Origin of the sequence: Actinopolymorpha pittospori (assembly GCF_014873875.1) — a bacterium.
GTDB classification, from domain to species: domain Bacteria; phylum Actinomycetota; class Actinomycetes; order Propionibacteriales; family Actinopolymorphaceae; genus Actinopolymorpha; species Actinopolymorpha pittospori.
In genome coordinates this window covers 9,022,213-9,041,419 of record NZ_JADBEM010000001.1, presented here as the reverse complement: position 1 = coordinate 9,041,419, position 19,207 = coordinate 9,022,213, and the positions used below count along the sequence as shown (strand labels likewise).

Below are 19,207 nucleotides of genomic sequence, written 5' to 3'. Positions count from 1 at the left end.
TGGGTGGGCCGAGGGGTGGGCCGAGGGGGGAAGCCGATGGAAACGTCGGGCAGTACGCCAGGTGGTACTCCGGGCGGGGTGTCGGGCAGCAACGGTGCGAAGTCGGCGCAGGAGGATCCACTCGCGGTGGGAGGGGCAGGCGTCGCGGCGGGCTATGTCGCCGTCGCGTCCCGACCAGGGCCCGCCACGGGCCGGGCGCCGTGGTGGCTGTCGCTGACCCTCGGACTGCTGGCGCTGGCGTTCGGCTTCGTGCTCCTGTCCTGGCCGCTCCTGGATGTCGTCGCCTTCCAGATGCTGGTCGGCGTCTGGCTGCTCGGCGACGGCTTCACCCGGGTGGCGGGAGCGCTGCTCGTACGGGAGGGACGCGGCGCGGGCGAGACGATCTTCTCCGCGCTGGTCGGCGTCCTGCTGATCGTGACCGCGGCTCTGTGCCTGCGCGGCCTGGTGACCACCCTCGTCCTGGTCGTGGTCTTCCTGTCGCTGAAGTGGCTGCTCACGGGCTTCGGAGACCTGATGGCCGCGATGACCTCGGTGGCCGGCCACCCCCGGGGACGCGGTTGGTTGATCACGTCCGGCCTGGTGGCAGTGGCGGTCGGCGTCGGGTTCCTGCTCCTGCCCGAGCTCTCACTGGCCGGCGTCGAGCCGGTCACGGCGTTCAGCTCGATCGGCGTCGGGCTGGTGCAGGTCGTCGTCGCGTTCGGGCTGCGCGCCGCGCAGGCGCGGACCCCCGCCGCGGAGGTCGCCTCAGGAGGGTGAGGCCAGCATGATCCGGACCTGGTGCGGTCCGGTCTCGGTGTCGGCTCGCCACCCGTCCTTGGACTGGTCCGCCGACCAGGTGTGGCCGTCGTAGGAGACGGAGGAGACGCCGAACCGTTTGGCGTAGGCGACCGACCACTGTGCGACGGACCAGCCCAGCTGTCGCTGCGTGGAGGCCAGCGGAATGTCGATGATCGAGTCGCCTTCACGCCGGACCGCCAGGCCGGTGGCGGCCGAGCCGGTCACACCGACGTCGCCGCCGACCGGCTTGGCGGTGCCGTAGGCCTTGCCGAGCTCGCCGATCAGGTCCGACCCGGCCGAGGCGCTCGCGGTCGTCTGCTGGACCTCGCAGCTGAACGCCGCGTCGGACTGGCCGGTCAGGGCCGAGGCGAGCGCCCGGGAGCCGGCCTCGTGCTGGGCGTAGGCGCTCCCGTCGGCGGACCGCTGCACGGCCTGGGCCGCGACCGCGATCTCCATGGCGGCGTAGCCCCGCACGTCGACGAGGGCGCTGTAGAAGCGGCCGGCGGAGTAGTACGGGTCCTGGATCTCCGCGACCGTGCCCCAGCCCTGGCTCGGCCGTTGCTGGAAGAGCCCCACCGAGTCGAGGTGGCCGTAGTCGATGTTGCGCAGGCCGGACTCCTGGAACGCCGTCGCCAGGGCGATGGTGGCGGCCCGCGGTGGCAGGCCGCGCTGGACGGACACCGCCGAGATGAGCGCGGCGTTCTCGGCCTCCTCGACCGTGAGCTCGGTCGAGGTGCCGGCGACCGTCGCGTGACAGCCCTCCACCAGCGGCTGCCGGAACAGCATCTCGGTGGCCAGCGCGGCACCGGCCACCACCAGCCCACACACGATCACCACGATGGCGACGATCTTCGCGGCCCGCATCCCCCCGCGAGCCACCATCAGTTGTTCGTGTGCAACGCGGTGTTGAGCTCGACTCCACCGCTGGTGCGAGGGCGGGCCTCGAGCGCGCCGGAGATGCTGTTGCGCCAGAAGAGCAGGCCGGGCGTTCCGGCCAGGTCGCGGGCCTTGACGATCTCACCGTCGGTGAGCCGGATCTTCGAGCCCGCCGTGACGTAGCAGCCCGCCTCGACCACACAGTCGTCGCCGAGCGGGATGCCCACACCGGCGTTCGCGCCGATCAGGCAGCGCTTTCCGATGGTGATCACCTCGGTGCCGCCACCGGACAGCGTGCCCATGATGGAGGCGCCGCCACCGACGTCGGAGCCCTCCTCGACGACCACGCCGGCCGAGATACGACCCTCGACCATGGAGGCGCCGAGCGTGCCGGCGTTGAAGTTGACGAACCCCTCGTGCATGACGACGGTCCCGTCGGCGAGGTGGGCGCCGAGCCGCACCCGGTCGGCGTCGGCGATCCGCACTCCGACGGGTACGACGTAGTCGACCATGCGGGGGAACTTGTCGATCCCGTAGACGATGACCTCCTGGCCGGCCGCGCGCAGCCGGAGCCGGGTCTGCTCGAACCCCTCGACGTCACAGGGGCCGGCGCTGGTCCAGACGACGTTGGACAGCGCCGCGAAGATGCCGTCCAGGTTGGCCTCTCGCGGTCGGACCAGCCGGTGGGAGAGCAGGTGGAGCCGCAGGTAGGCGTCGGGCGTGTCGGCGGGCGGGGCGTCCAGGGAGGGGAGCACCGTGCGCACGACGGAACGCCGGACCCGGCGCAGCGGATCCTCACCCTCCAGCGCGACGAGCTCGGCCGGCGGCTCGTCGTGTCCAGGTCCTGGCGATCCCAGCGCGGGCTCGGGATACCAGGTGTCGAGGACTCTGCCGGTCTGACTCGTCGTGGCGATTCCGAAGCCCCAGGCACCAGGTGTGTCGGTCATGGCGTTCAGCCTGCCAGAGCCAGGCAAGTCCGAGCGTTCGGGTCCGGCAAACTCGCCGTGCGTGCACGCGGGCGTCCACGCGGCGCGCACCCGGGCGGGCGCGGCGGGTCGGATGCCCGGATATGCGAGGTCCGGGCGGGTCAACTCCTCCGCCGGCTGGCAGACTGCCGTCATGTCGAGCCTGGATCTGCACTCCGACGTGGTTGCCCTCACCCGCGCGCTGGTCGACGTCTCGTCGGTGAGCGGCGACGAACGCGCGTTGGCCGACGCCGTCGAGGCGGCGCTGTCCGGGCTGGGACACCTCGACACGCAGCGGTTCGGCAACACCCTGGTGGCCCGGACCTCGCTGGGCCGGGCCGAACGCGTCGTCGTCGCCGGGCACCTCGACACCGTTCCGGTCGCCGACAACCTTCCGTCCCGCCGGGTCGGTGACCGGATCTACGGCCTCGGCGCCTGCGACATGAAGGGCGGCGTCGCGGTGGCCCTGCGGCTGGCCGCCACCCTCGTCGAGCCGGTCCGCGACGTGACCTACGTGTTCTACGACTGCGAGGAGATCGAGGCGGAGAAGAACGGCCTCGGCCGGCTCTCCCGCGAGCACCCGGACACCCTCGCGGCCGACTTCGCCGTCCTGATGGAGCCCTCCAGCGCGCAGGTGGAGGGCGGCTGCCAGGGCACGCTCCGCGCCGAGATCATCCTGCCCGGCAAGCGCGCCCACAGTGCCCGGGCGTGGATGGGCGAGAACGCCATCCACGCCGCGGCGGAGGTCCTGGCCCGGCTCGCGGCGTACGAACCCCGGCAGGTGCCGGTCGACGGGCTCGTCTACCGCGAGGGCCTCAACGCCGTCGGCATCACCGGCGGCGTCGCGGGCAACGTGATCCCCGACGAGTGTCGGATCACCGTCAACTACCGCTTCGCCCCGGACCGTTCGGAGGACGAGGCGTTCGCGCACGTGCGGGAGACCTTCGCGGAGTACGCCGTGGAGTGCCGCGACTCCGCGCCCGCCGCGGCGCCGGGCCTGTCCCGGCCGGCGGCCGCGGCGTTCGTGGCGGCGGTCGAGGCCGAGCCCCGGCCGAAGTTCGGCTGGACCGACGTCGCGCGGTTCGCCGAGCTCGGTGTTCCCGCGGTCAACTACGGCCCCGGTGGGTCCGCGCTCGCCCACACCAAGGACGAGTTCGTGGAGGTCGCCGAACTGCGCCGCTGCGAGGAACGGATGCGCGCCTGGCTCAGCTAGGGTCCGTCAGCTGGGCAGGGGCACGGTGGAGGGGTACTTCAGCCCGGTGCCGGTGTTGAGGACGACGACCTCCTCCTGGGCCTCGATCCACCCCGACGCCCGCAGCGCGCGGACGGCGGAGAAGGCGGCGGCGCCCTCCGGGCAGATGAAGGTCCCCTCGAGCTCGGCGACGCGGCGCTGCTCGGCCAGCAGGTCCTCGTCGTCGACCGCGACGGCGCAGCCACCGGTCTCATAGATCGCCCGCAGGATCAGGAAGTCGCCGAGCGCCTTGGGCACGGTGATCCCGAACGCCACCGTGCGCGCGTCCGGCCAGGGTTCACTCTCCTGCGCTCCCGCCTCGTACGCCGTGACGATCGGTGCGCAGCCACTCGCCTGCACGGCGACGAGCCGGGGCAGCGGACCAGTGATCCAGCCCAGCTCCACGAGCTCGTTCAGGGCCTTCCAGATGCCGATCAGTCCGACACCTCCACCGGTGGGGTAGAGGATCACGTCCGGGCAGCGCCAGCCGAGCTGCTCGGCGATCTCCAGGCCCATCGTCTTCTTGCCCTCGATGCGGTAGGGCTCGCGCAGGGTCGACACGTCGAGCCAGCCGTCGCGCTCCGCGAGCTTCTCGCGTACGAGCGCGGCGGCGTCACCGATCAGGCCGTCGATCAGCTCCAGCTCCGCGCCGACGACGCGGCACTCCCGCCGGCAGATCTCCGGCGCGTCGTAGGGCATCGCGATGAGGCTGCCCATGCCCGCCCGGGCGGCGTAGGTCGCCCAGGCCGAGCCTGCGTTGCCGTTCGTGGGCATCGCGATGTTCTTGACGCCGAGCTCACGGGCCCGGGAGACGCCCACCGCCGCGCCCCTCGCCTTGAACGTCCCGGTCGGGATCAGGCCCTCGTCCTTCATCAGCAGGTGGGGGACGCCGACCTCCTTGCCGAACGCTGGCATCGGCAGCAGCGGGGTCATGCCCTCGCCGAGGGTGACGATCTGGTCGGGGGAGCGGACCGGGAGCAGCTCGTGGTAGCGCCACAGCGTGGCCGGTCGGGCGCTCACCTCCTCGCGGGTGCGACCGGCCCGGATCTCGGCGAGGTCGTACTCCGCGAGCAGGGGCGAACCGCACGTGCAGACGTTGGTCACCTGGTCGGCGTCATGGCTGCGGGAGCAGCGTGGGCAGGAGAGCTGGGTGAGGGCCGAGAAGCGCATGAGGACCAGTGTGCCGGTATGGCCGGTTCCTCCGCGTTCTCGCGAGAACCGTCGCGAAAGAATTCGGGCAGCTGTTGAACGTCCGGGCAAACTTCAGCGCACTCTGACCCGGCTCTGGTGGCGTCGTCGCGACGGGCCACTACCCTTCGAATTCATGCGGGAAGAGCAGGACGAGCGGCCCACCAGGCCCGATCGGCCCCGGGAGAAGCAACGTGGCCGGATCGTCACGCGGCGTACCCAGATGCAGACGAGCACCACCGACCAGCGGCTCCTGGACACCCGGGGCCCCTCGGACTGGGTGCACACGGATCCCTGGCGGGTGATGCGGATCCAGTCGGAGTTCGTCGAGGGGTTCGGGATGCTCGCCGAACTCGGGCCGGCGATCAGCGTGTTCGGCAGTGCGCGCACCAAGGTCGAGGACCCGATGTACGCCGCGGCCGAGCGCCTTGGCGGGGCGCTCGTCGAGGCCGGTTACGCCGTCATCACCGGCGGCGGTCCGGGAGTGATGGAGGCCGCGAACAAGGGAGCGAGCCAGGCCGGCGGCGTGTCGGTCGGGCTCGGGATCGAGCTGCCGTTCGAGCAGGGCATGAATCCCTGGGTCGACATCGGCCTCAACTTCCGGTACTTCTTCGCGCGCAAGACCATGTTCGTGAAGTACGCCCAGGGCTTCGTGGTGCTTCCGGGCGGTTTCGGTACCTTCGACGAGCTGTTCGAGGCGCTGACGCTGGTGCAGACCCGCAAGGTGACGTCGTTCCCGCTGGTCCTGATCGGGACGGCGTACTGGTCCGGGCTGCTGACCTGGCTGCGCGAGACCGTGCTCGCCGACGGCAAGATCAAGCCGGCCGACCTGGAGATGCTGCACCTCACCGACGATGTCGACGAGGCCGTCGAGGTCGTCCGGGCCGTCGAGCAGAGCCACGTACCGGCGGGCGGTGATCTGAGCGTCGACGGGCTCGCGGTGGACGGTCCGAACGGCGATGGGGCAGGCGGTGCCCTTCCCGGCGGTCCGCCCGCGCAGGGGCCGAACGGCGGGCCGGTCTCGCCGGACTGATCCACCGGCCGTGCCGGCCGAGTGCATCGCGCCCGGCGTCGGCGGAGCGGGCCTCGCCTAGGCGAGGCCGCGCCGCGCCCGTGCGGGCGGCCGGGCCCCCCGGACGGACGCGACCATGTCGAGCACCTGCCGCGTCTCCCGCACGTCGTGCGCCCGGAAGACCCGCGCGCCGAGCCAGGCGGAGATCGCGGTCGCGGCGAGCGTGCCCGGCAGGCGCTCCCCGACCGGAAGGTCGAGCGTCTCGCCGATGAAGTCCTTGCGGGACAGCGCCACCAGGACGGGCCAGCCGGTGGCGACCAGTTCGTCGAGTCGCCGGGTGAGTTCCAGGGAGTGCCAGGTGTTCTTGCCGAAGTCGTGGGTGGGATCGACGAGGATGCCGTCGCGTCGTACCCCTGCCGCGACCGCGCGCTCGGCGAGTTCGGTGACCCGGGCCACGACGTCGGCCACGACGTCCTCGTAGGCCACCCGGTGCGGGTCGGTGCGTGGCGGCAGACCGCCGGTGTGGGAGCAGACCAGGCCCGTGGAGAACTCCGCGGCCACCTTGGCGAGGCCGGGGTCGGCGCCGGACCAGGTGTCGTTGATCAGGTCCGCTCCCGCGGCGCACAGCTCCCGCGCGACCGGTGAGCGCCAGGTGTCGACGCTGATCACGAGGTCGGGGAAGCGGGAGCGGACCTCGGCGACGAAGGGTGCCGTCCGCCGGAGCTCCTCGGCCACGCTGACCTCGGCGCCGTACCCGGCCTTCACCCCGCCGACGTCCACGATCGCGGCGCCGGCCTCCACGACCTCGGCGACCCGGGCGAGGGCGGCGTCCTCGGAGTAGGTGGCGCCGGCGTCGAAGAACGAGTCAGGGGTGCGGTTCACGATCGCCATCACGGCGTAGTCGCCCTCCGCGAACTCCAGCCTGCCCAAGCGCAACCGCATCGGACCCCTTCCAGTGGTGCTCTCGCGTCGCTCACTCGGTTCCAGCCTCACCCACCCGCGCCCGAACGGGGGCGGCGCCCAGCCTGGCACGACGCCGGATCGCGTGGTTCGTCCGGATCGCCTGGCGCGCCATCGTCCCCTACCGGGCTCCGCCGGGGGACCACGTGGCACGATCAAGGGCATGACCTGGCTGTGGGTCGTCCTCGTGCTGGTCGTCCTCGGCGCCACCGCCGCCGTCGCGGTGGGGCGTGGCGGCGCGATGGCGCGCGCCTACCCCGACCGGCGGGAGGTGCGGCTGCCGACCGACCGGCCGGTGGGTTCGGAGGACCTCCAGCACGTGGCGTTCTCCGTCGTTCTGCGCGGCTACCGCATGGACGAGGTGGACGACGTGATCAGCCGGCTCACCCGCGACCTCGCCGAGCGCGAGGGCCGGCTCGCCGAGCGGGAGCAACGACTCGCCGAACGCGAGAGTCGCCTCGCGGAGGCGGATGACGGTCCGGGCGGGCGCCCGGCCGGCGTACCCGTGGAGCCGTTCGGCAGCCCCTACGCCAGTCCGCACCCGCACGAGCAGGCCACCCGCAACGACTTCCGCTCGGACGAGCGATGACCGCCGTGACCGGCCCGGACGGGGTGAAGCGCTGCCCCTGGGCGACGTCCGCGCCCGAGTACCTCGGCTACCACGACGAGGAGTGGGGCCGCCCGGTTCGCGATGACCGGGGGTTGTTCGAGCGGATGACGCTGGAGGGTTTCCAGTCCGGGCTGTCCTGGCTGACGATCCTGCGGAAGCGTCCGGCGTTTCGCGCCGCCTTCGCCGCCTTCGACATCGCGACCGTCGCGGAGTTCGACGAGTCCGACGTACGGCGTCTACTGGCCGACAGCGGCATCGTCCGCAACACGGCGAAGGTCAACTCCGCGATCCGGAACGCCCGGGCCGCCCGCGCGCTCGAGGGCGGGTTGGCCGCGCTGTTGTGGTCGTTCGCACCGGAACCGGACAGCCGCCCCGCGCCGCGGGCGTTCGCGGACGTCCCCGCCCAGACCAGCGAGTCCAAGGCGATGGCGAAGGAGCTGAAGCGCCTCGGCTTCACGTTCGTCGGCCCGACGACCTGCTACGCGCTGATGCAGGCCACTGGCATGGTGGACGACCATCTGGTGGACTGTGCCAGCCGGGGCGCCGTCGCCGCCGGGAGTGCCGCCGCCGGGGCGGGCAGGCTCGAGCCGAGGGAGTGGTGAGGTGGCACGTCAGCGTGTGGCGTCTGGGTCGGAGTACGAACGTGAGTTCGGGTTCAGTCGGGCGGTGTCGATCGGTGACCGGGTGCTGGTCGCCGGGACCGCCCCGATCTGGGAGGACGGCGAGGTCGACCCCGACCCCGGCGTCCAGGCGTTCCGTTGTATCGAGATCATCCTGACCGCGCTCGCCCAGGTGGGCGCCGGGCCCGAGCACGTGGTCCGCACCCGCATGTACATCACCGACGCCGCCGACGCGGACGCCGTGGGCCGGATGCACGGCAAGGTCTTCGGTGAGGTCCGGCCCGTCTCCACGATGGTGGTCGTCGCCGGTCTGCTCGACCCTCGTTGGAAGGTCGAGATCGAGGCCGAGGCGATGCTCGTGAGTCGGCGGGGCAAGCTGGGCAAGGTGCTCGGCAACGGCTGACCCCGTTGACGCCGTGGAGTTCCCGTCGACGAAGTGTCCGGGCCGAGGGGCTCAGTGCCCCTCGAAGCTCGGCCGGCGCTTGGCCAGGAAGGCCTCGACCGCGTTGATGTGGTCGTCCGTCTGGCCGCACAGGCGCATCATCTCGCCCTCGAAGGTGAGTGCCTCCTCGAGGGAGTTGCTCGCCGCGTAGGCCAGGGAGAGCCGGACGCCCGCGAAGGCCGCGGTCGGCCCGTCGGCGAGCTGACGGGCGAGTTTGCCCGCCTCCTCCGCGAGGTCGGCCGCGGGGACGACCGAGGTGGCGAGGCCGATCCGCTCGGCCTCCTCGGCCCCGACGGTGCGTGGCCGCATCAGCAGGTCGACCGCCTTCGCGTGCCCGACCAGGCGAGGCAGCGTCCACGACGTGCCGGTGTCGCAGGAGAGTCCCGCCGCGGTGAACGCCAGGTTGAACCCGGCGGTGTCGGCCAGCACCCGGAAGTCGCAGGCGAACGCCAACGCCGCGCCGGCGCCGGCCGCGACCCCGTTGACCGCGGCGACGACAGGCTTCGGCATGGTCGCGAGTCCGCGGGCGATCGGGACGTAGTGGTTCGGGATGGTGGACCAGATCTCCTCCGGGGTCATCTCCCGCAGGTTGACGGCGTGCTCGCGGAGGTCCTGCCCGGCGCAGAACGCCTGCTCCCCGGCGCCGGTGAGGATCACGCAACGCACCGACTCGTCGTCGGCGGCCGCCAGGACGGCGTCGCGGAGCGCCTCCTTGGTGGCGAGGTCGAGAGCGTTGGCGGCGCGGGGACGGTTCAGAGTGATCGTCGCGATCCCTGCCTTGAGGTCGTACAGCACGGGCGGCGTCGTCGGTGCCGTACCTGGATCGGTCGCCGCCCCGGAGGCCGGTCGGCCTCCGTCTGGCGTCTGGGTGGGGTCCGTGGATGGGTTCATGAGAGTCCTCCGTCGTGGGCGAGACAGGTGTCGACGAAGCGGGCCGCGGATGGCAGCAACCTCGTCGCGTGGGTGTCGAAGTACGCCGCCGCCTCGTCTCCGGGCCAGTCGGCGGGTAGCAGCGCCCTCGGCAGTCCGGGGTCCCGGAACAGAAACTTCCGCCACTCGTGCACGAGCACGCTCCGGGTCGCGTAGGCCCGGACCGTCTCCTCCTCGGCGTCGACCTGGGCAGCGGCCGGCGCCCCTGCCGGCGTGCCCGTCGGGGGCGCGGTCGCGGTGCCGCCGCTGTCGGTCGCCAGCGTGCGGGCCTCGGCGAGCCACCTCCGGTACGCCGCGCCGAGCGAAGCGAGGTCGAAGGCGCGATCAGCCAGCTCCACGGGATCGCCGAGATCGCGGGCCACGAAGCTGTCCGCCCGAGCGCCTTCCGCCCGCAGGAGAGCGTCGACCTCCTCCGAGCGGCGCGGGGCGAGCCACGTACCGGCGTTGAGTCGCGCGTAGCCGAGGAACCCGAGGCCGGCCTGGAAGCGCTCGCGCGCGCTTCGCCCGTGGATCTGTGGTATCACCAGCAGGTGCCAACTGCAGTCCCAGTCCACCGACCGGGTGCGGTAGATCCGGGCGGCCGCGTCGTCCAACCGGCGAACGGCCCGGGGGGTCAGGGCGTATCCCGGCCCGACCGGAAGGCGAACGGGCTCGAGCCAGCCCTGCCGCACCATCCGGGACACCGCCGTACGCACCGCGGGGGCGGCGATTCCGAGGGGCGCCAGCAACCGGACGAGTGCCGCGATCGGTGCGCTACCCCCGCGCGACCGGACGTAGTCGCCGTAGAGATCGAACAGCGCCGACCGGGCCTGCATGAACCCGAGTCTGCCGGATGAAATCAGGCTGGTCCGGCGTAAGCGGACGGTCGGGACGCGCGGCCTGCCGATCTTGGCTACCAGTGTCGAGACGGCATGCGGGATAATGGCGGCTCGTATCGGCACGCTTGGCGGCCTCGCACCCTCCACGGTGTGGAGTCGTCGCGCACGGACGACAGGAAAGGAGTGCGCGCATGGCGGCCATGAAGCCGCGGACGGGCGACGGACCGCTGGAGGTCACCAAGGAGGGGCGGGGCATCGTGATGCGGGTTCCGCTCGAGGGTGGCGGGCGGCTCGTCGTCGAGCTCTCGGCCGACGAGGCCCGCGAGCTCGGTGACGCGCTCAAGTCGGTCGTGGGCTAGCAGGACCAGAACGCCGTACCACGACGGCCCCGGTCGGAACGTCAGCTTCCGACCGGGGCCTCGTCATGCCCGATTCATACCACGGCGGCCTGCGCGGGACGTCCACGACGTCGTAGTTGGCACCTTCTGACCAACTTGATGACGAAGCGTCGACCTCTGAGTATCTCTGGGTGAACACGCACCTTTACTCCTGCATACCGGGTATGTAGGGTGCGGCTGTCTCGACGGGGGTCGTCGGTCGCGGTCACGCGAAGCCCGTGATCCCCGTCTCCTCGACGGGGAGGTCCGCATTGAGTGCTCTGCGACGTCGTATCCGCGCCCGCTTCAGAGATCGCGGGAGCGCCCCCACGGCCGCCGAACACGGCACCCGCGGCCACGCCATCAGCCATCGGTTCGGGCGCCGCGTCCGGGTCGTGGGCATCGGTGGCGTGATCGCCGGCCTGGCCGTCTCGCTCGGTCCTGCCGGCTGGGCCGGCGCTCCGCCGGCGATGTCAGCTCCGCCCACGGCCCAGGAAGGCTCGCCCGCGAAGGGATCCGCCGTCTCGGTCACGCTCGTGACCGGTGACCGGGTGGTCCTGCCGTCGGCGAACGCACCGACCGGGACCGTCGTCCCGGGCAAGGGACGAGGGGGCATCACCTTCCTCACCCACCGCGCGGAGGGACACCTGTACGTCGTCCCCTCCGATGCGCTTCCGCTGCTTCGGGCCGATCGGATCGACCGCCGGCTCTTCGACGTGACCGGCCTGCTGAAGGATCGCTACGACGACGCCCACCGCGACGTCGTCCCGCTGATCGTCACCTACGCAGGGGCCGGCGCGCAGTCCGGCGACCGCTCCCGCCTCGCCGCGGCCGGCGGGGAGACCATCCGTGCGCTGCCGTCCGTCGACGGCACCGCCGTCACGGTCGACAAGCGCGACGCCGCCACCTTCTGGCGCCAGCTCGCCCCCCAACGGGGCGAGGCCCGCGCCCTCGGCTCCGATGTGCGCAAGGTGTGGCTGGACGGCGTTCGCCGACCGGTCCTCGACCAGAGCGTTCCCCAGATCGGCGCGCCCGCGGCCTGGGAGGCCGGCTACACCGGCGAAGGTGTGACGGTCGCGGTCCTCGACACCGGGATCGACACGACCCACCCCGACCTCGCCGGACAGGTCGTCGCCGCGCAGAACTTCACCGAGGACACTCCGGGCGACGGGTACGGCCACGGCACGCACGTCGCCTCCACGATCGCCGGCACCGCGGCGGCCTCCGACGGCCGGTACAAGGGCGTCGCGTTCGACGCCAAGCTGCTCGACGCCAAGGTCTGCGACAACGGGGGAGGCTGCACCGAGTCGTCCATCCTGGCCGGCATGGAGTGGGCGACCGCACAGGACGCCGACATCGTGAACCTCAGCCTGGGTGGCGGTGACACGCCCGGAATCGACCCGTTGGAAGAAGCGGTCAACACCCTGACCGAGCAGACCGGCACGCTCTTCGTGATCGCGGCCGGAAACTACGGTCCGGACGCGGGAACGATCGACTCACCCGGCAGCGCCGAGGCCGCCCTCACCGTCGGCGCGGTCGACCGGGAGGACCAGCTCGCCGAGTTCTCCGGCCGCGGACCGCGCCTCGGTGACGGCGGCATCAAGCCCGACATCACCGCACCAGGTGTCGACATCGTGGCCGCCCGGGCCGCCGGCACCGAACTCGGCGAACTGGTCGGCGACCGGTACGTCCGGATGAGCGGCACGTCGATGGCCACCCCGCACGTCGCGGGCTCGGCCGCCCTCCTCCTGCAGCAGCACCCCACCTGGCAGGCGGACCAGCTCAAGTCCACCCTGACCGCCTCGGCCAAGGCCAACCCGGACCTGAGCGTCTTCGAACAGGGCGCCGGCCGGGTCGACGTGGCGAAGGCGATCACCCAGGAGGTCACGACCGACCCGGTGTGTGTGTCGTTCGGCCTCGCGCGGTGGCCGCACTCCGACGACGAGGCGGTGACCAAGGAGGTCACCTACCGCAACGCCGGTACGGCCGACGCCACGCTGTCCCTGTCCGCGACCATGACCGGCCCGAACGGCGAGGACGCCCCGGCGTCCGCGCTGGAGCTCAGCGCCGACACGGTCACCGTGCCCGCCGGCGGCTCCGCGTCGGTTTCGGTGACGTCCCACACCAACCACGACGGCCCGGACGGCTTCTACAGCGGCCGCCTCGTGGCGAGCGGTGCCGGAGTCTCCCTCGCCACGCCACTGGGTGTGGAGAAGGAGGTCGAGAGCTACGACCTCACCGTCAACCACCTCGACCGGCAGGGCCAGCCGACCACTGACGGCAACGACATGCTCTACGGCATCGACGTCCCGGTCTGGGAGTTCCCGGCGGGCGAGGACGGCACGACGCGGATCAGGCTGCCGAAGGGTGAGTACCTCCTCGAGTCGATGTTCTTCCCGCCGACCGAGGACGGGGACTTCGTGATGATGGTGCGGCCGCGTCTCGTCCTGTCCGGCGACACCACGATCACCGTCGACGCGCGAAAGGCCAAGCCGGTGACGACCACCGTGCGCCGGTCCTCCGTCACGCCGGCCGTGGTCGACCTCGGCTACACCCGGACCGCGGACAACGGCGGACTGAACTCCTCGCTGCTGGCCTTCTCCTTCGACAACCTCTACGCCGGCCACATGGGCCCCAAGGTCCCGGCCGACGAGATGGTCTCGGAGTCGGGCAGTCAGTGGGCCGTCCCGGGGCCGGAGGAGAACTTCGCCGACAGCCCCTACTTCTACGGCCTGATGGCCACCCGGTCCGGCCGGTTCTTCGACGGGCTCGCGCGTACGGTCAGCGACGGCCAGCTCGGCAAGGTCGTCTCCTCCTTCGCGCGGCAGCAGCCTGGTCGCCTGGCGAGCCGGTCCGTCTACGGGTACGCGGAGGAGAGCGGTGCCAGTGGGTGGACCGCCGGACTGAGCTTCGACCTTCCGCACAAGGTCACGAGCTTCCTGGAGCCGGGATCGATCCGCTGGGCGCCGACGTTCAGCGAGGTCGTCTACGACCAGGACGGCTGGCCGATGGACCAGACGGCGCTCGAGGGGGAGGTACGCGGCTACCGGGCGGGCCAGTCCGTCTCCGAGCAGTGGAACGCGGCCGTGTTCGGTCCGGTCTTCGGCTCGGACGAGGGCTACCCCGCCGTCTCGCGGCTGGGCAACGAGATCGACGTCTACCTGCCGATGTTCTCCGACGGTGCGGGGCACCCGGGGGCCTCCCTGGTCGACACCGCACGGACCCGGCTCTTCCGCGACGGCAGGAAGGTCGCCGACTCGGAGTACCCCGGCTACTTCGACGGCCCCGTGACCGTGCCCGGCGCCAAGGCGTCGTTCCGGCTGGAGGCCAGCGCCACCCGACCGTCGTACTCCCAGCTGTCCACGAAGATCGACAACGTATGGACCTTCACCTCGGGCCGCGTCGGTGGTGGCGCGCCGACCGCGCTCCCGCTGTCGGTGATCCGGTTCGCGCCCAGGGTCGACCAGTTCAACCGCAACCATGAGGGCCGGCTGGCGCTGGTGCCGCTGAGCGTGGAGGCGCAGCCGGGCTCCAAGGCCGGCCGGGTCCTGCACCTGCAGGTCGACGTGTCGGTCGACGACGGAAAGACGTGGCGCCGGGCGGTGGTGGACAACGCCGGCGGCGACCGTTGGCTCGCCAGGGTGCGGACCCCGGCGAGCGGCGCGGACTACGTGTCACTGCGCGCCAAGGCGACCGACGCGAAGGGCAACTCGGTGGAGCAGACGGTGGTGCGCGCCTACGCCGTCGGTTCCTGACCGCCCAGGCCCTGAGGTCGTGGTCGGGCAGGGACCCTGATCGACTGGGAAGGCCGATTCGAGAAGCTGGAAGATCCACGGCCGGCTGGCCCGCAGCACTTGGTGCGGGTCAGCCGGCCGCTTCGTTTCGCCGCGGCGGCCGGCACGGAGTCCGGAGTTCCGGGAGCCTGGGACCGCTGGGTTTGGCCTCGGGAGAGTGCGGGGTAGGTCTGGCTGCGGGCGACGGCACTCGGCATGTGGGGTAACGCCGGAGCGGACCACCCTCCGCGCGTACGAGTCGAGCTGAGTCGCCCACGGGAAAGACGCCCGGTGCCGCTCGACCCGGCGGCGAGCGGCACCGGGTTTTTCCGTCTTCCCCGCGGCTTTCGCCGCTTCCTACGCTTCCCCCGGCTCGGGGCAGCTCGGTCTGGGCGGCACGCCCTACCCGACGAGCGATCGATAGACCTCGACCGTACGGCGGGCGATCGCGTCCCAGCCGTAGTGCTGGACCGCGCGTGTTCGTCCGGCCTTTCCGAGCGCGGCGGCCCGGGCCGGATCCGCGACCAGAGCGTTGACCGCCTCGGCCAGGCCGCGCTCGAACCCCGCCGGGTCGTCCTCGGCGTACGGCACCAGCAGCCCGGTCTCGCCGTCGCGCACGACCTCGGGTATCCCACCCACCGCACTCGCGACGACTGCCGTCTCGCAGGCCATCGCCTCGAGGTTCACGATGCCCTGCGGCTCGTAGATGGAGGGACAGCAGAACACCGTGGCGTGGGTCAGGATCTGGATGACCTCGTGGCGCGGAAGCATCTCCTGGACCCAGACGACGCCGTCCCGGCTGGCCCGGAGCCGCTCGACCGCCGCGGTGGACTCCGCGGCGAGGGCCGGAGTGTCCGGCGCGCCCGCGAGCAGCACCAGCTGTGCCTTGGGATCGAAGTCCGCCGCTGCCCGCAGCAGGTGGGAGACGCCCTTCTGGCGGGTGATCCGGCCCACGAAGACGACCGAGGGACGGGTCGGGTCGACGCCCAGCCGATCGACGACATCGGTGCCGTGGTCGGGCGCGTACTGCCCGCTGTCGATGCCGTTGGGGATCACCCGAACCCGGTCAGGATCGACCCGGGGATAGCACTCGAGCACGTCGGTGCGCATCGCCGCGCTGACCGCGATGATCGCGTCGGCTCCGTCGTAGGCCGTCTGCTCCGCCCAGGAGGAGAGCCGGTAGCCGCCACCGAGCTGCTCCTCCTTCCAGGGCCGTCGGGGTTCGAGGGAGTGCGCGGTGACGACGTGGGGCACACCGTGCAGGAGCTTGCCGAGATGGCCCGCGAGGTTGGCGTACCACGTGTGGGAGTGCACGAGGTCGGCCCGCTCGAGCGCGGCCGCCATCTCCAGGTTGGCGGCGAAGATCCGCAGGGCCGGGTTGGCCCCGACCAGGCGGGGATCCTCCTCGGAGTGCGCGACGGCCCCGGGTCGCGGTGCCCCCAGGCAGTGCACGTCGAGGTCGACGAGCGCCTCGAGCCCGCGACTGAGGTAGTCCACGTGGACTCCGGCGCCGCCGTAGACCTCCGGCGGGAACTCCCTGGTGAGCATCGCGACGCGCATGCCCGGACTCTACGGCTCGACGTGGACCGGATGAACCCTTCGGTCCCGTCCAGGACCCGCGGTGGGTCGCGCCGTTGCCTCGCGTTCGCCTGCCGTTCCGGCGCGTTCACCGCGGTTCCTCCCACGTGGCTGGTTCCACCGGGCTCGCGGGCCGGCTCGTGGGAGCATCAGGCGATGAGAACGGATCCGCTTGCCGAGGTGCGGGCGCTGTGTGTCGCGCTCCCCGAGGTGACCGAACGGCTGAGCCATGGCGAGCCGACGTGGTTCGTCCGGGACCGGAAGGTCTTCGTCACCTACGCCGACCACCACCACAACGATCGGGTCGCCTTCTGCTGCGCCGCGCCGGAGGGGGTGCAGCAGATGCTGGTCGAGGCGGAGCCCGAACGCTTCTTCCGGCCGCCCTACGTCGGTCACCGCGGCTGGCTCGGTGTGTACCTCGACGTCGAGGTCGACTGGGACCGGATCGCCGAGATCGTCGAGGACGCCTACCGCCAGATCGCCCCGAAGCGGCTGGTCGCCCAACTTGACGCCCAGGCCGACGGTCAGGTTGCCACCCAGTAGCGCAACTTCCCGTTGCGCTCGTCCTCGAAGGTCCCGCCGTTGGCCTCGATCACCTTGCGCGATCCCACGTTGTCGGTGTCGCAGGTGACGAGCGCCCGGTCGATGCCGAGGTCGCGGACGACCGGGAGGGCCGCCCGCAGCATCGCGGTGGCGTACCCGCGCCGCCGGGCACTCGGTCGGACGTCGTAGCCGATGTGTCCACCGATGTCGAGCAGGAACCGCGTGAGCCGGTGCCGGATGGCGAGCCGGCCGAGGTACTCCGCGCTCTCGACGTACCACAGCGTGGTCGAGGGAACGAAGCCCTCCGGCCGCGGCGTCTCCTCCCAGGCGGCCGCCCGCAGGTCGGCGACGTAGGCGGCGAAGCCTTCGGGCGTGTCCCAGGTCGCCGCGTACTCCCGGTGCTCCCTCCCGATCATGGAGTTGTCCGTGCTGCCCCCTCGTCCCTCGGCGCGAAACTCCGCCATCGCCAGGAGGAAAGAGGCCCGGACATCTGGGGTGGGGGTGACCAGTTCAGGCATGCCGCCCATTGTGACCTCGTGGTAATCGGTGCGGGCTAGGGTGCCCGTATGGGTAAGGAACCGCGGGTACTCGGGATCGTGCTGGCCGGCGGTGAGGGGAAGCGCCTCATGCCCCTGACGGCCGACCGAGCCAAACCGGCCGTGCCCTTCGGCGGCACCTACCGCCTGATCGACTTCGTGCTGTCCAACCTGGTCAACGGCGGCATCCGTCGGCTGTGCGTGCTCACGCAGTACAAGTCCCACTCCCTGGACCGGCACGTCTCGCTGACCTGGCGAATGTCGACGCTGCTCGGCAACTACATCACCCCGGTGCCCGCCCAACAGCGACTCGGACCGCGGTGGTTCCAGGGGAGCGCCGACGCGATCTACCAGTCGCTGAACCTGATCTACGACGACCAGCCCGACTACGTCGTCGTCTTCGGCGCGGATCACGTCTACCGGATGGACGTCTCGCAGATGGTCGACGCCCACATCGAGGGCGGCGCCGGCGTCACGGTGGCCGGCATCCGGCTGCCCCGGGACCAGGCGTCGGCGTTCGGCGTGATCGAGACCGACTCCGACGGCCGGTCCATCCGGGCGTTCCTGGAGAAGCCCGCCCAGCCGCCGGGCCTGCCCGACAACCCCGACGAGACCTTCGTGTCGATGGGCAACTACGTCTTCACCACCGACACGCTGCTCGACGCCCTGCGGATGGACGCCGACGACGAGGGCTCGGTGCACGACATGGGCGGCAGCATCATCCCGATGCTGACCGACAAGGGTGAGGCCCAGGTCTACGACTTCGCCCACAACGACGTCCCCGGCACGACCGAGCGCGACCGCAGCTACTGGCGCGACGTCGGAACGCTCGACTCCTACCACGAGGCGCACATGGACCTGGTCTCGGTGGACCCGGTCTTCAACCTCTACAACACGCGCTGGCCCATCTACACGAGCTTCCCGCAGCTCCCGGGTGCGAAGCTCGTGGAAGGCGGCCAGGCCGGAGACTCGATCCTGTCGATGGGCTCGATCGTCGCGGGCGGACACGTCGAGCAGTCGGTGCTCTCGCCCGCCACGCGGGTGCTCCACGGCGCCGAGGTGACCAGTTCGGTGATCCTCGACGGCACGGTCGTCGGCGCGGGCGCCGTGGTCCGCCGCGCGATTCTGGACAAGAACATCGTGGTGCCCGAAGGTGCCCGCATCGGCGTGGACCCCGAACACGACCGGGCCAGGGGCTTCACCGTGACCGACAGCGGGATCACCGTGCTCGGCAAGGGCCAGCACGTCACGGGCTGATCGTCGGAGCCGCGGCCGGCCCGGGTCCAAGGGCAGCGCTGCCCCGCCCGGGGCGGTGGCCGCTCCTCAGCCGCGCTTGGTCGCGCAGAGCAGGCCGTCGCCGGCGGCGAGCAGCACCGGGACCACCCGGTCGTCGTCGAGGATCCGCTTGCCCAGCTCCCGGATCGTCACCGTCGCGGGGTCGCGCTGGGCCGGGTCGGCCACCCGGTCGTGCCACAGCGTGTTGTCGATCGCCACGACACCGCCGGGCCGCAGCAGCCGCAGCGCCTCTTCGTAGTACTCGGTGTACTCGTTCTTGTCGGCGTCGCAGAACACCAGGTCGTAGGCGCCGTCGGTGAGCCGGGGGAGGACGTCGAGGGCGCGACCGGTGATCAGGCGGGTACGCTGCGGAGCGATGCCCGCCTCGGAGTAGGACTCCCGCGCGAGCCGCTGGTGCTCGGCCTCGACGTCGACACTGGTCAGGATGCCGTCGGGGCGCATGCCGCGGAGCATCCAGATGCCGGAGACACCGCAGCCGGTGCCGATCTCGACCACGCTCTTCGCGTTCAGCACGGAGGTGAGGAAGCGCAGGGTCGCGCCACCGCCCTGGCCGATCGGCATCGCCCCGACCTCCGCGGCGCGGGCCCGGGCCCGGATGAGTACGTCGTCCTCGGCGACAAAACCCTCGGCGTATGCCCACGTGGCGGGCTTCATCGTGGAGATGACAACCTCCTT

The 19,207-nt window shown here is 71.7% G+C and carries 19 protein-coding genes; 10 read left to right on the top strand and 9 right to left on the bottom strand.

Annotated elements, in window-relative coordinates; genetic code table 11:
• Positions 1 to 78: 78 nt before the first annotated feature.
• Entirely contained in the window at positions 79 to 756 is a 678-nt protein-coding gene (locus HEB94_RS41805) for a DUF308 domain-containing protein (RefSeq protein WP_192754962.1), read from the top strand.
• Here the strand turns inward: HEB94_RS41805 and HEB94_RS41800 are convergent.
• Both HEB94_RS41800 and dapD read right to left on the bottom strand, forming a co-directional pair.
• Positions 745 to 1,659, bottom strand: coding sequence for a VldE C-terminal domain-containing protein (locus tag HEB94_RS41800; protein ID WP_192754961.1), 915 nt, complete (start codon positions 1,657 to 1,659; stop codon positions 745 to 747). The genes HEB94_RS41805 and HEB94_RS41800 overlap by 12 nt on opposite strands.
• Entirely contained in the window at positions 1,659 to 2,600 is a 942-nt protein-coding gene (gene dapD, locus HEB94_RS41795; RefSeq protein ID WP_192754960.1) for a 2,3,4,5-tetrahydropyridine-2,6-dicarboxylate N-succinyltransferase, read from the bottom strand. The genes HEB94_RS41800 and dapD overlap by 1 nt, the downstream gene beginning before the upstream one ends.
• A 172-nt stretch (positions 2,601 to 2,772) precedes the next feature.
• On the opposite strand from dapD, the gene dapE reads away from it, so the two are divergent.
• Complete coding sequence (gene dapE / locus HEB94_RS41790) at positions 2,773 to 3,831, top strand: succinyl-diaminopimelate desuccinylase (protein ID WP_192757015.1); 1,059 nt, start codon at positions 2,773 to 2,775, stop codon at positions 3,829 to 3,831.
• Between the two features lie 6 nt (positions 3,832 to 3,837).
• Here dapE and HEB94_RS41785 read toward each other — a convergent pair whose 3' ends face one another.
• The gene (locus HEB94_RS41785) at positions 3,838 to 5,019 is read right to left on the bottom strand and encodes a threonine synthase (protein ID WP_192754959.1); all 1,182 of its coding nucleotides are present in this window, start codon (positions 5,017 to 5,019) and stop codon (positions 3,838 to 3,840) included.
• 154 nt (positions 5,020 to 5,173) lie between these two features.
• Here HEB94_RS41785 and HEB94_RS41780 point away from each other — a divergent pair, with 154 nt between their 5' ends.
• On the top strand, positions 5,174 to 6,070 hold the full coding sequence (locus tag HEB94_RS41780; RefSeq protein WP_192754958.1) for an LOG family protein: 897 nt from the start codon (positions 5,174 to 5,176) through the stop codon (positions 6,068 to 6,070).
• A gap of 57 nt (positions 6,071 to 6,127) precedes the next feature.
• On the opposite strand, the gene folP is transcribed toward HEB94_RS41780, so the two are convergent.
• Positions 6,128 to 6,991 carry a dihydropteroate synthase gene (gene folP / locus HEB94_RS41775; RefSeq protein ID WP_192754957.1) on the bottom strand — a complete coding sequence of 288 codons (864 nt, stop codon included), beginning with the start codon at positions 6,989 to 6,991 and terminating at the stop codon, positions 6,128 to 6,130.
• A gap of 181 nt (positions 6,992 to 7,172) precedes the next feature.
• On the opposite strand from folP, the gene HEB94_RS41770 reads away from it, so the two are divergent.
• The 3 genes from HEB94_RS41770 to HEB94_RS53030 are packed head-to-tail and all read left to right on the top strand — an operon-like array spanning position 7,173 to position 8,642.
• A complete protein-coding gene (locus HEB94_RS41770; protein ID WP_192754956.1) occupies positions 7,173 to 7,598 on the top strand; it encodes a DivIVA domain-containing protein in 426 nt (141 codons plus the stop codon).
• Entirely contained in the window at positions 7,595 to 8,221 is a 627-nt protein-coding gene (locus HEB94_RS41765) for a DNA-3-methyladenine glycosylase I (protein ID WP_192754955.1), read from the top strand. Before HEB94_RS41770 ends, HEB94_RS41765 begins: the two co-directional genes overlap by 4 nt.
• Position 8,222: 1 nt before the next feature.
• On the top strand, positions 8,223 to 8,642 hold the full coding sequence (locus tag HEB94_RS53030) for a Rid family hydrolase (RefSeq protein ID WP_192754954.1): 420 nt from the start codon (positions 8,223 to 8,225) through the stop codon (positions 8,640 to 8,642).
• A gap of 51 nt (positions 8,643 to 8,693) precedes the next feature.
• On the opposite strand, the gene HEB94_RS41755 is transcribed toward HEB94_RS53030, so the two are convergent.
• Together HEB94_RS41755 and HEB94_RS41750 are read right to left on the bottom strand one after the other, a co-directional pair.
• Entirely contained in the window at positions 8,694 to 9,572 is an 879-nt protein-coding gene (locus HEB94_RS41755; RefSeq protein WP_192754953.1) for an enoyl-CoA hydratase/isomerase family protein, read from the bottom strand.
• Positions 9,569 to 10,426 (bottom strand): PaaX family transcriptional regulator, encoded by an 858-nt coding sequence (locus HEB94_RS41750; RefSeq protein ID WP_192754952.1) that lies wholly within the window; start codon positions 10,424 to 10,426, stop codon positions 9,569 to 9,571. Before HEB94_RS41750 ends, HEB94_RS41755 begins: the two co-directional genes overlap by 4 nt.
• Positions 10,427 to 10,620: 194 nt before the next feature.
• Here HEB94_RS41750 and HEB94_RS41745 point away from each other — a divergent pair, with 194 nt between their 5' ends.
• Complete coding sequence (locus tag HEB94_RS41745) at positions 10,621 to 10,788, top strand: DUF3117 domain-containing protein (protein WP_092656719.1); 168 nt, start codon at positions 10,621 to 10,623, stop codon at positions 10,786 to 10,788.
• A gap of 290 nt (positions 10,789 to 11,078) precedes the next feature.
• Entirely contained in the window at positions 11,079 to 14,561 is a 3,483-nt protein-coding gene (locus HEB94_RS41740) for a S8 family peptidase (protein ID WP_192754951.1), read from the top strand.
• Positions 14,562 to 14,981: 420 nt separating this feature from the next.
• Here HEB94_RS41740 and glgA read toward each other — a convergent pair whose 3' ends face one another.
• A complete protein-coding gene (gene glgA, locus HEB94_RS41735; protein ID WP_192754950.1) occupies positions 14,982 to 16,139 on the bottom strand; it encodes a glycogen synthase in 1,158 nt (385 codons plus the stop codon).
• A 174-nt stretch (positions 16,140 to 16,313) separates the two neighbouring features.
• Between glgA and HEB94_RS41730 the strand changes: the two genes are divergently transcribed.
• Positions 16,314 to 16,700: an MmcQ/YjbR family DNA-binding protein gene (locus HEB94_RS41730; RefSeq protein WP_192754949.1), complete on the top strand. Its 387-nt coding sequence runs from the start codon at positions 16,314 to 16,316 to the stop codon at positions 16,698 to 16,700.
• Here the strand turns inward: HEB94_RS41730 and HEB94_RS41725 are convergent.
• A complete protein-coding gene (locus tag HEB94_RS41725) occupies positions 16,682 to 17,218 on the bottom strand; it encodes a GNAT family N-acetyltransferase (protein ID WP_192754948.1) in 537 nt (178 codons plus the stop codon). The two genes, HEB94_RS41730 and HEB94_RS41725, sit on opposite strands and share 19 nt — an antisense overlap.
• A gap of 48 nt (positions 17,219 to 17,266) precedes the next feature.
• On the opposite strand from HEB94_RS41725, the gene glgC reads away from it, so the two are divergent.
• On the top strand, positions 17,267 to 18,493 hold the full coding sequence (gene glgC, locus HEB94_RS41720) for a glucose-1-phosphate adenylyltransferase (protein WP_192754947.1): 1,227 nt from the start codon (positions 17,267 to 17,269) through the stop codon (positions 18,491 to 18,493).
• A 66-nt stretch (positions 18,494 to 18,559) separates the two neighbouring features.
• Here the strand turns inward: glgC and HEB94_RS41715 are convergent, their stop codons facing one another.
• Positions 18,560 to 19,186 (bottom strand): O-methyltransferase, encoded by a 627-nt coding sequence (locus HEB94_RS41715; protein WP_192754946.1) that lies wholly within the window; start codon positions 19,184 to 19,186, stop codon positions 18,560 to 18,562.
• Positions 19,187 to 19,207: the final 21 nt, after the last annotated feature.

Bases quoted from the DNA above. Each gene is read 5' to 3' on its own strand.
- HEB94_RS41730 (WP_192754949.1), top strand. From the start codon at position 16,314: ATGAGAACGGATCCGCTTGCCGAGGTGCGGGCGCTGTGTGTCGCGCTC.
- glgA (WP_192754950.1), bottom strand. From the start codon at position 16,139: ATGCGCGTCGCGATGCTCACCAGGGAGTTCCCGCCGGAGGTCTACGGC.
- folP (WP_192754957.1), bottom strand. From the start codon at position 6,991: ATGCGGTTGCGCTTGGGCAGGCTGGAGTTCGCGGAGGGCGACTACGCC.
- HEB94_RS41800 (WP_192754961.1), bottom strand. From the start codon at position 1,659: ATGGTGGCTCGCGGGGGGATGCGGGCCGCGAAGATCGTCGCCATCGTG.
- HEB94_RS41715 (WP_192754946.1), bottom strand. From the start codon at position 19,186: ATGAAGCCCGCCACGTGGGCATACGCCGAGGGTTTTGTCGCCGAGGAC.
- HEB94_RS41755 (WP_192754953.1), bottom strand. From the start codon at position 9,572: ATGAACCCATCCACGGACCCCACCCAGACGCCAGACGGAGGCCGACCG.
- HEB94_RS41765 (WP_192754955.1), top strand. From the start codon at position 7,595: ATGACCGCCGTGACCGGCCCGGACGGGGTGAAGCGCTGCCCCTGGGCG.
- dapE (WP_192757015.1), top strand. From the start codon at position 2,773: ATGTCGAGCCTGGATCTGCACTCCGACGTGGTTGCCCTCACCCGCGCG.
- HEB94_RS41770 (WP_192754956.1), top strand. From the start codon at position 7,173: ATGACCTGGCTGTGGGTCGTCCTCGTGCTGGTCGTCCTCGGCGCCACC.
- glgC (WP_192754947.1), top strand. From the start codon at position 17,267: ATGGGTAAGGAACCGCGGGTACTCGGGATCGTGCTGGCCGGCGGTGAG.
- HEB94_RS41745 (WP_092656719.1), top strand. From the start codon at position 10,621: ATGGCGGCCATGAAGCCGCGGACGGGCGACGGACCGCTGGAGGTCACC.
- HEB94_RS41725 (WP_192754948.1), bottom strand. From the start codon at position 17,218: ATGCCTGAACTGGTCACCCCCACCCCAGATGTCCGGGCCTCTTTCCTC.
- HEB94_RS41780 (WP_192754958.1), top strand. From the start codon at position 5,174: ATGCGGGAAGAGCAGGACGAGCGGCCCACCAGGCCCGATCGGCCCCGG.
- HEB94_RS41785 (WP_192754959.1), bottom strand. From the start codon at position 5,019: ATGCGCTTCTCGGCCCTCACCCAGCTCTCCTGCCCACGCTGCTCCCGC.
- dapD (WP_192754960.1), bottom strand. From the start codon at position 2,600: ATGACCGACACACCTGGTGCCTGGGGCTTCGGAATCGCCACGACGAGT.
- HEB94_RS41750 (WP_192754952.1), bottom strand. From the start codon at position 10,426: ATGCAGGCCCGGTCGGCGCTGTTCGATCTCTACGGCGACTACGTCCGG.